This is a genomic window from Sphingobacterium alimentarium (genome assembly GCF_004342685.1).
Taxonomy (GTDB): Bacteria; Bacteroidota; Bacteroidia; order Sphingobacteriales; family Sphingobacteriaceae; genus Sphingobacterium; species Sphingobacterium alimentarium.
Genome location: NZ_SMBZ01000002.1, coordinates 174376 through 181165, shown reverse-complemented (window position 1 = coordinate 181165; position 6790 = coordinate 174376). Strand labels below are relative to the sequence as shown.

General features: G+C 38.2%; 6 protein-coding genes and 1 tRNA gene. 3 read left to right on the top strand and 4 right to left on the bottom strand.

The window, feature by feature from the left end; all coding sequences use genetic code 11:
• Positions 1-218 precede the first annotated feature (218 nt).
• The 3 genes from EDC17_RS01770 to EDC17_RS01760 are packed head-to-tail and all read right to left on the bottom strand — an operon-like array spanning position 219 to position 3272.
• On the bottom strand, positions 219-719 hold the full coding sequence (locus tag EDC17_RS01770) for an FKBP-type peptidyl-prolyl cis-trans isomerase (protein ID WP_132776295.1): 501 nt from the start codon (positions 717-719) through the stop codon (positions 219-221).
• A gap of 36 nt (positions 720-755) precedes the next feature.
• Entirely contained in the window at positions 756-2759 is a 2004-nt protein-coding gene (locus EDC17_RS01765; RefSeq protein ID WP_132776293.1) for a thioredoxin domain-containing protein, read from the bottom strand.
• Positions 2760-2780: 21 nt separating this feature from the next.
• The gene (locus tag EDC17_RS01760) at positions 2781-3272 is read right to left on the bottom strand and encodes a SixA phosphatase family protein (protein WP_132776292.1); all 492 of its coding nucleotides are present in this window, start codon (positions 3270-3272) and stop codon (positions 2781-2783) included.
• Positions 3273-3335: 63 nt separating this feature from the next.
• Here EDC17_RS01760 and EDC17_RS01755 point away from each other — a divergent pair.
• Positions 3336-3422 (top strand) — tRNA-Ser (locus EDC17_RS01755).
• A 481-nt stretch (positions 3423-3903) separates the two neighbouring features.
• On the opposite strand, the gene EDC17_RS01750 is transcribed toward EDC17_RS01755, so the two are convergent.
• Entirely contained in the window at positions 3904-4878 is a 975-nt protein-coding gene (locus tag EDC17_RS01750; RefSeq protein WP_132776290.1) for a CgeB family protein, read from the bottom strand.
• Between the two features lie 218 nt (positions 4879-5096).
• Between EDC17_RS01750 and EDC17_RS01745 the strand changes: the two genes are divergently transcribed.
• The gene (locus tag EDC17_RS01745) at positions 5097-5909 is read left to right on the top strand and encodes a glycosyltransferase family 2 protein (protein WP_132776289.1); all 813 of its coding nucleotides are present in this window, start codon (positions 5097-5099) and stop codon (positions 5907-5909) included.
• Entirely contained in the window at positions 5906-6709 is an 804-nt protein-coding gene (locus EDC17_RS01740; RefSeq protein ID WP_132776287.1) for a glycosyltransferase family 2 protein, read from the top strand. Before EDC17_RS01745 ends, EDC17_RS01740 begins: the two co-directional genes overlap by 4 nt.
• Positions 6710-6790 lie beyond the last annotated feature (81 nt).

The following is a 6790-nucleotide window of genomic DNA, read 5'->3' as shown; positions in this document are numbered from 1 at the left end:
GAAGGCTTTAGGATTTAGCATTGAGAAAGCTCCGGGAGCGCCAGGCAAAAGAGAAATGCTGCGCGCGATAAAACTATAAGGAGATTTACTCCACTTTAATTTGAAATATAAAAATTATAGGATTGCGGGCAGGTGCGTTAGAATGCAGTGAGAGATAGCATCCTGATATATGTAGTTAAAAAACAAAGAGCCGATTCGCAGTGAATCGGCTCTTTATATTAGTGACCTTCACTACCGTCAACGCCGTGAGCGTGACCGTGTGATAATTCTTCTTGCGTCGCAGGACGTACATTTAATACTTCGATTTCGAAGCTCAATGTTTTACCAGCCATAGGGTGATTTAAGTCAGCCACTACTGCTTCTGGAGTTACGTCAACTACTACTGCACGGAATTGATTTCCTTGATTATCTTGCAAAGGTAATACTTCACCTAATGGAGGTAAACCAGTTTCTTTGAACATATCAGCTGGTAGTTGAGCGATAGCTCTATCATCTCTTTCACCGTAAGCGTCTACCGCTACTAAGTCAAAAGATGTTTTATCACCTTCATTAAGTCCAGCGATGTTTTCCTCGAATTTAGGTAACATCATACCTACACCATATAAAAATGTTAAAGGATTTTCTGTAGTCGTTTGTTCAACAAAAGTTTTTTCACCGTTTTCTTCGATTGTATGAAGAATGTAATTCAACGTTACTACGTTGTTGTTTTCTATTGCCATTGTTTGATTTTTTGAAGACCTTTAAAGGTCTCGTTTTTATTTAATTAATTCTAATAAGTGTGTAATCGACGGTTGAGGAAGACTACAGGTCTTATTACGACAAAGGTATGCTTTTGACTCCAATTGTTCTTTATTTATTAACAAAGGAAGTGTACTTTTTGTTCCTCCGAGGTAAATTTTGTTGGGAATATAGGTCTTAGCGTCAAGCTCCTTGCGCCAATCTAGCGCATTTTTCCCGGTCAATGCAATCTCATTGGTTCCGTAATGGTGCTCTAATAATTGAATAGCCCAATTGGAATATGCAGAGCCGTAACTCTTGATGTAAGGGAATACATTGGCGAAAACCTGATCGGCTATAGCCGTAAAATCTTCATTATCCAATAGCAAGCCTAGACGGTACAGCTGCCGTGTAAAGGTAGACGAGGAAGAGGGGATGACATTGTCCATAATCTCACTCTTGCGGGCAATGAGCTCTTCGGCAATCTTGGAGGTGTAATAAAAGGTCTTTGCGTGGCCATCATAAAATAAATCGATGGCTTTGTAAGCCAATTCTTGTGCTGCATAAATCCACTTCTCATCGAATGTAGCCTCGAACAATACCACAAATGCTTCGATGGTAAAAGCATAATCATCCAAGAAAGCTTCAATTTGTCGATTGCTGTCTTTGGGCTGATGCAACAGGGTATTATTGTCTACGGTACAATGCTTTTGGATGAAATGAGCCACATTAAGTGCAAGCTCTAGATGCGATTCATCGCCAAAAATACGGTATGCATCTACCAGTCCTTTGAGCATGAGTGCATTCCATGTTGTCAATTGCTTGTGGTCCAAACCCGGACGAACGCGATTGCTGCGGTAGTCTAATAGTTTGGCTTTAATTTCATTGATATAGCTATCCCATTCTTCTGGGGTGAATCCCGCTTCTTGAATGAGCTGCTGATTGGACGGCTGCACGAAGGGGATATTTATCTGCTCCTCCGACCAATTGCCATCAGGTGTAATATTAAAATATTCACGAGCAATATCCGCATCGTCTTTCAAGATGTCAAATTCGCTGTAGCCAAATGTATAGAACTTGCCTTCTACACCCTCACTATCGGCATCCAAAGCCGAGTAGAATCCACCATTGGGCGCGAGCATTTCACGTTGGGCCCAAGCGATGGTTTCGAAGACCACATTCTTGTACAACAAAGAAGGTTTCTGCTGATAGGCTTCGCTATATAAGCTGATTAATTGACCATTATCATACAGCATTTTTTCGAAATGTGGAACATGCCATTTGCCATCTACAGAATAGCGCGCAAAGCCGCCGCCAATATGATCGTATATTCCGCCATTGGCAATTTTTTCCAACGTAAAGTGTACATGTTGTAAGGTGTCATCATCCTCTGCCAATACGCCATAGCGCAAGAAAAACAACCAATTATTCGGTAAAGGAAATTTTGGTGCTCGTCTATAGCCGCCATCACGAAAGTCAAATTGTTCTTTCCAAGGTAGTACGATGGATTTTATATCGAGCAGTGTATATTCCTCAGGAATCGGGGCAATAGGAAGTTTCTCCGCCTTATTTATTCCCGCAGTCAGTCTTTCGGCATAATCGATGGCCGTTTCTGGCGATTTTTCCCACATCTGTGCGATCTGCAAGAGTACATTTTGCCAATCTTGGGGTTTGAAATAGGTGCCTCCATAAATAGGTCTTCCATCCGGCAAACAAATTACATTCAAAGGCCAGCCTCCAGCATTCGTCATCAGTTGGACGGCTATCATGTAGATTTGATCGATGTCCGGCCTTTCCTCTCGGTCAATTTTGATCGATACGTAAAACTTATTCATCGTCTCCGCAATGGCGTCATTTTCGAAACTTTCGCGTTCCATGACGTGGCACCAGTGGCAGGCCGAATAGCCAATGCTTATTATGATGAGTTTATTTTCTTCCTTTGCTTTGTTCAAGGCTTCTTGACCCCATGGAAACCAATGCACGGGATTGTGTGCGTGTTGTTTCAGATAGGGAGAGTTTTCATGTAGAAGGTTGTTTGCCATATAAGACGAAGTTACTGAAATTTATTCAGTGATAACAGTTTGAAGATGACATGTGCCTCCCGAAATTTCTGAAAAATTAAAGTTTTCCGGTAGAATGATTTCTACTGCATGCGAGGTTTTGAGATCTATGGAAGAATGACAGAGGTAATTGGTCAGATCCGATAATCCAGGATTGTGTCCGAAAACCAAAACCTGTTCTACATCATCTGGAATGGTATTAATAACCCGTAAAATGTTGCTGTAATAGGCTTCGTAAATCCCTTTTTCTAATTGTATATCCTGCTGTGGGTAATGAATAACATCACAAAATATCCGTGCTGTCTGTAAAGCGCGATTTGCCGTGGAACTCACGACCTGCGTTTTGCCGGAGTTGAGATGGGCGATAAGTTTTTGAGCGATAAGCGCGGTACGTTTTTGACCTTTTTCAATAAGATTACGGTCATAATCTTTTTTGAGGAAAGAATGTTCTTCGGCTTTTCCGTGGCGGATGAGAAATAACTTTTTGACTGTCATGTACTAAAGATAACAGTTTAAATTAAATCTTTGAAATATCCTTATTTTCCTTACTTTTGCGCTAGAGAGGTGTCCGAGTGGTTGAAGGAGCTACCCTGGAAAGGTAGTATACGGGCAACCGTATCGAGGGTTCGAATCCCTTCCTCTCTGCTTTAAAGTAACAAAACCAACTGATTTTCAGTTGGTTTTGTTTGTTTTATAAACTTATGGGAAATGATTGGGGGAGGATGATTGTGTGTGAATTTGTTTTCTCTATATTTTTATGGTATTTTTATTAAATACCAATAAGCCAATTTATGAGCGTTTCAAAAATGTTTTTATAAGTAATCATCATAAAGACGATAAATCTGTACTGATATCACGAAACTACTTTCAAATAAAGATATAATCTAAGGAACATCTCTATTGAGGTAAAACCTCAAAATCAAGAAAGATTATGACGTATGAAGGTGAATTGGGTAGGGATTTTTATAAGTAATTTGATGATCTTTTTTCGTTAAAATTCTATAGTATTTTAATTTATTTATTTAAAATGAAATTAATACCAAAAATTTTTTAATTTTGAAGGTAGCTAGCTAAGGGAGATTACTAAAAGGCTACATAATCCATCAATTGCTTAGAGAATTAAAATCTAAGCAAAAGTGTAGTCTTCTTTTTTCTTGTGATTAACAGGTAATGTAATTTCGGTATGACCTTTTATATCCAGAACATATTTAATCCAATTTGCAAAACTATATTTTTCAATTAGCTCTGATGGTAAAGGCACTAAATCCCTCACTAAAAACTGTCTTAACTCGGATTGATTATTACCGTTCCAAATAAATATATTGTCTGGGTGGTAAAAGTCGTAGTCTTTAACAGCTTGGTTTGTCGTAATCAATCTTTTTCCATAACAGAGGGCTTCAAAAATCCGGAAAGACAATCCATTATGTATGGGAGCATGAATATCGATTAGGACATTATATTTCTGCACCTCTGAGAGGTTTTGTTCGTAATCCAAAGCTTTTCCTACTAATAATCCTGCATGAAGTAACCTTTCAGTCTGATTATGATTCCAAGTTACTACAGAAAAATGATGAGGATATTCAATTTTTTCAAATTCAGCTTTTATTTGACGGATTAGAGGAAATCTATAATCATCAAATGTTGCTATCAAATACGCTTTATCCTTTGCTTTTAAGTGGGATATCTTGGGAATAAAAAAATTTGTAAGCGGGAGTAAGTTAGGATGTTTATTTAAATCCTTTTTATCAAAAACAAAGAATCTGTCAAATAAGTCAATATAATTGTACACTGCGGGGAATCTGTCTAAACCGTCCCACTGATAGGCAACAGTCTTAATGGCTTTAGACTTGATGGCTTCAACGAATTCCATTGGGTATAAGTCCGGACGAATGAAAAGCGCATAATCTGCTACTTCATCGAATGATCTTAATTTTTCGTAGAGTTTGTCATACTGCGCTTCATGTTTCAGTTTTTCTTTATAACTGTAGTCATTAAAGAAAACTTTTCTATAGCAATTATAGAGGCGATCGGTAAGCCGTTTGTATTTGAAAGGTTCTCGGGAAATAGGAAATGCATACACGATAAAACCTTGATCAAGCAAAGCTTTTCTTATTGTTTCGGCAAATCCGTAATCGGTAGGGGCACATAGAATAATAGTTTTTCGCTGGATCATCTTAGACGTATTTACAAATATAACGCAATACGTCTTAAGAATGTTACAATATTGCTTAAAAAAATCTTTCTCTACGAATTGAAGCGTATATGTAGCTATTCGTAGTGATTATACGTATTTATATTAGTAATTTTGGTTTATTGTTTATGAAAATAGCACTTTTAATTTCGACTTATAATAGGCCCGAGGCATTGGATTTATGTCTTATAAGTATATTAAATCAAGTCATAATACCCCATGAAGTTCTTATCGCTGATGATGGCTCGGATGATCGTACGAAATTGCTCATAGAGAGTTATAGCCAAAATTCATCCCTTCCTTTGATACATATATGGCATGAAGATAGTGGTTTTGAATTAGCAAAAATTCGTAATAAGGCTATTGCGGTGTCAAAATCGGATTATATTGTCCAAATAGATGGCGACTTAATATTGCACCCTTATTTCATAAAAGATCATATCGACTTTGCGAAACCCAACTCATTTGTACGCGCAAGTAGAATATACCTGGACCCAGATCTGACGCAACTAAAAATCAGCAATAGAGATGTCAGGGTAAACTTGTTCGATAAAGGGGTGTCGAATACGACGAGTGCCCTTCGAATTCCTTTTCTGCGATCATTTTTTGAGTACAACTATAAGATTAAAGGCAATGAACGCTGGGAGATCCATGGCTGTAACATGGCCTTCTGGCGTAAGGATGCCATTCAGGTGAATGGATATAATGAGGATTTTGTAGGATGGGGGCCAGAGGACAAAGAATTTGTGGCCAGGTTACTGAATTTGGGATTGAAGAAGCGGTTTTTAAAATTTGGGGGTATCGTTTTTCATCTTTGGCATCAGATCAATAATAAGGCAAATCTATCTCAAAATGAAGCCGTATTTGAGGAAGCAAAATTGAGCAAGAAATCCTACTGTGAAAATGGTATTGATAAATATCTGAATCTGCAATTGATATGAAAGCAGACCTGATAATAACTACATACAACAGACCGGATGCCTTAGCATGCGTTTTAAACTCGGTCAAATATCAGACTACGTTACCTCAGCAGGTGATCGTCGCGGATGATGGGTCCGGAGCGGAAACCAAAAACTTAATAGAAAAGTATCAACAACAATATCCCGTGCCCTTGATCCACTCTTGGCAGGAGGATAGGGGGTTTAGAGCTGCAGAGTCCCGTAATTTGGCTTTATCCAAAGTGCAGTCTGATTACGTCATCATTATTGATGGCGATATTGTCTTAGAAAAACATTTTGTCGAAGATCATCTGCAATATGCCGAAGAAGGCTATTTCATTCAAGGAGGGAGGGTGCTAATGACCTCTACCAAAACCCATGAGGTGCTTCAGGAGCCAAGCGGCCAACTTCTTATAAGTATGTGGGATTCGAAAATAGAAAGTCGCTGGGAGAAGCGCCTGACGGCTTTTCGATCGACTTTCCTAGGTAAGTTATTCGCCAAAACACTTAAAAATAAAAATAAAATCAGGTCATGTAATATGTCTTTTTTCTACAAAGATATAGTGGCTGTCAATGGTTTCAATAACAAAATACAAGGTTGGGGTAGAGAGGACAGCGAATTTGCGGAGCGATTATTCAATCAAGGTATTAAAGGGAAAATTATTAAATTTGTTGCAATTGGGTACCATTTATTTCATCCTGAAGAGCCTAAAACTTCCTTAGCCAGGAATGATGAAATTCTAAAGAATACCATAGCTAATGACTTACGTCGATGTGAAGATGGTCTACAGCGCTTTTTATAACATTTGGACGTATCTTTATGATCAATTTTAAACGGATTCTTCTTAAGAATAAAAATAATAAGCTATACTATTACGTCAAGA

Excerpts from the sequence above, each read along its gene's own strand:
- EDC17_RS01770 (WP_132776295.1), bottom strand. The coding sequence starts at position 719 with ATGGCAATAGAAAACAACAACGTAGTAACGTTGAATTACATTCTTCAT.
- EDC17_RS01765 (WP_132776293.1), bottom strand. The coding sequence starts at position 2,759 with ATGGCAAACAACCTTCTACATGAAAACTCTCCCTATCTGAAACAACAC.
- EDC17_RS01760 (WP_132776292.1), bottom strand. The coding sequence starts at position 3,272 with ATGACAGTCAAAAAGTTATTTCTCATCCGCCACGGAAAAGCCGAAGAA.
- EDC17_RS01745 (WP_132776289.1), top strand. The coding sequence starts at position 5,097 with ATGAAAATAGCACTTTTAATTTCGACTTATAATAGGCCCGAGGCATTG.
- EDC17_RS01740 (WP_132776287.1), top strand. The coding sequence starts at position 5,906 with ATGAAAGCAGACCTGATAATAACTACATACAACAGACCGGATGCCTTA.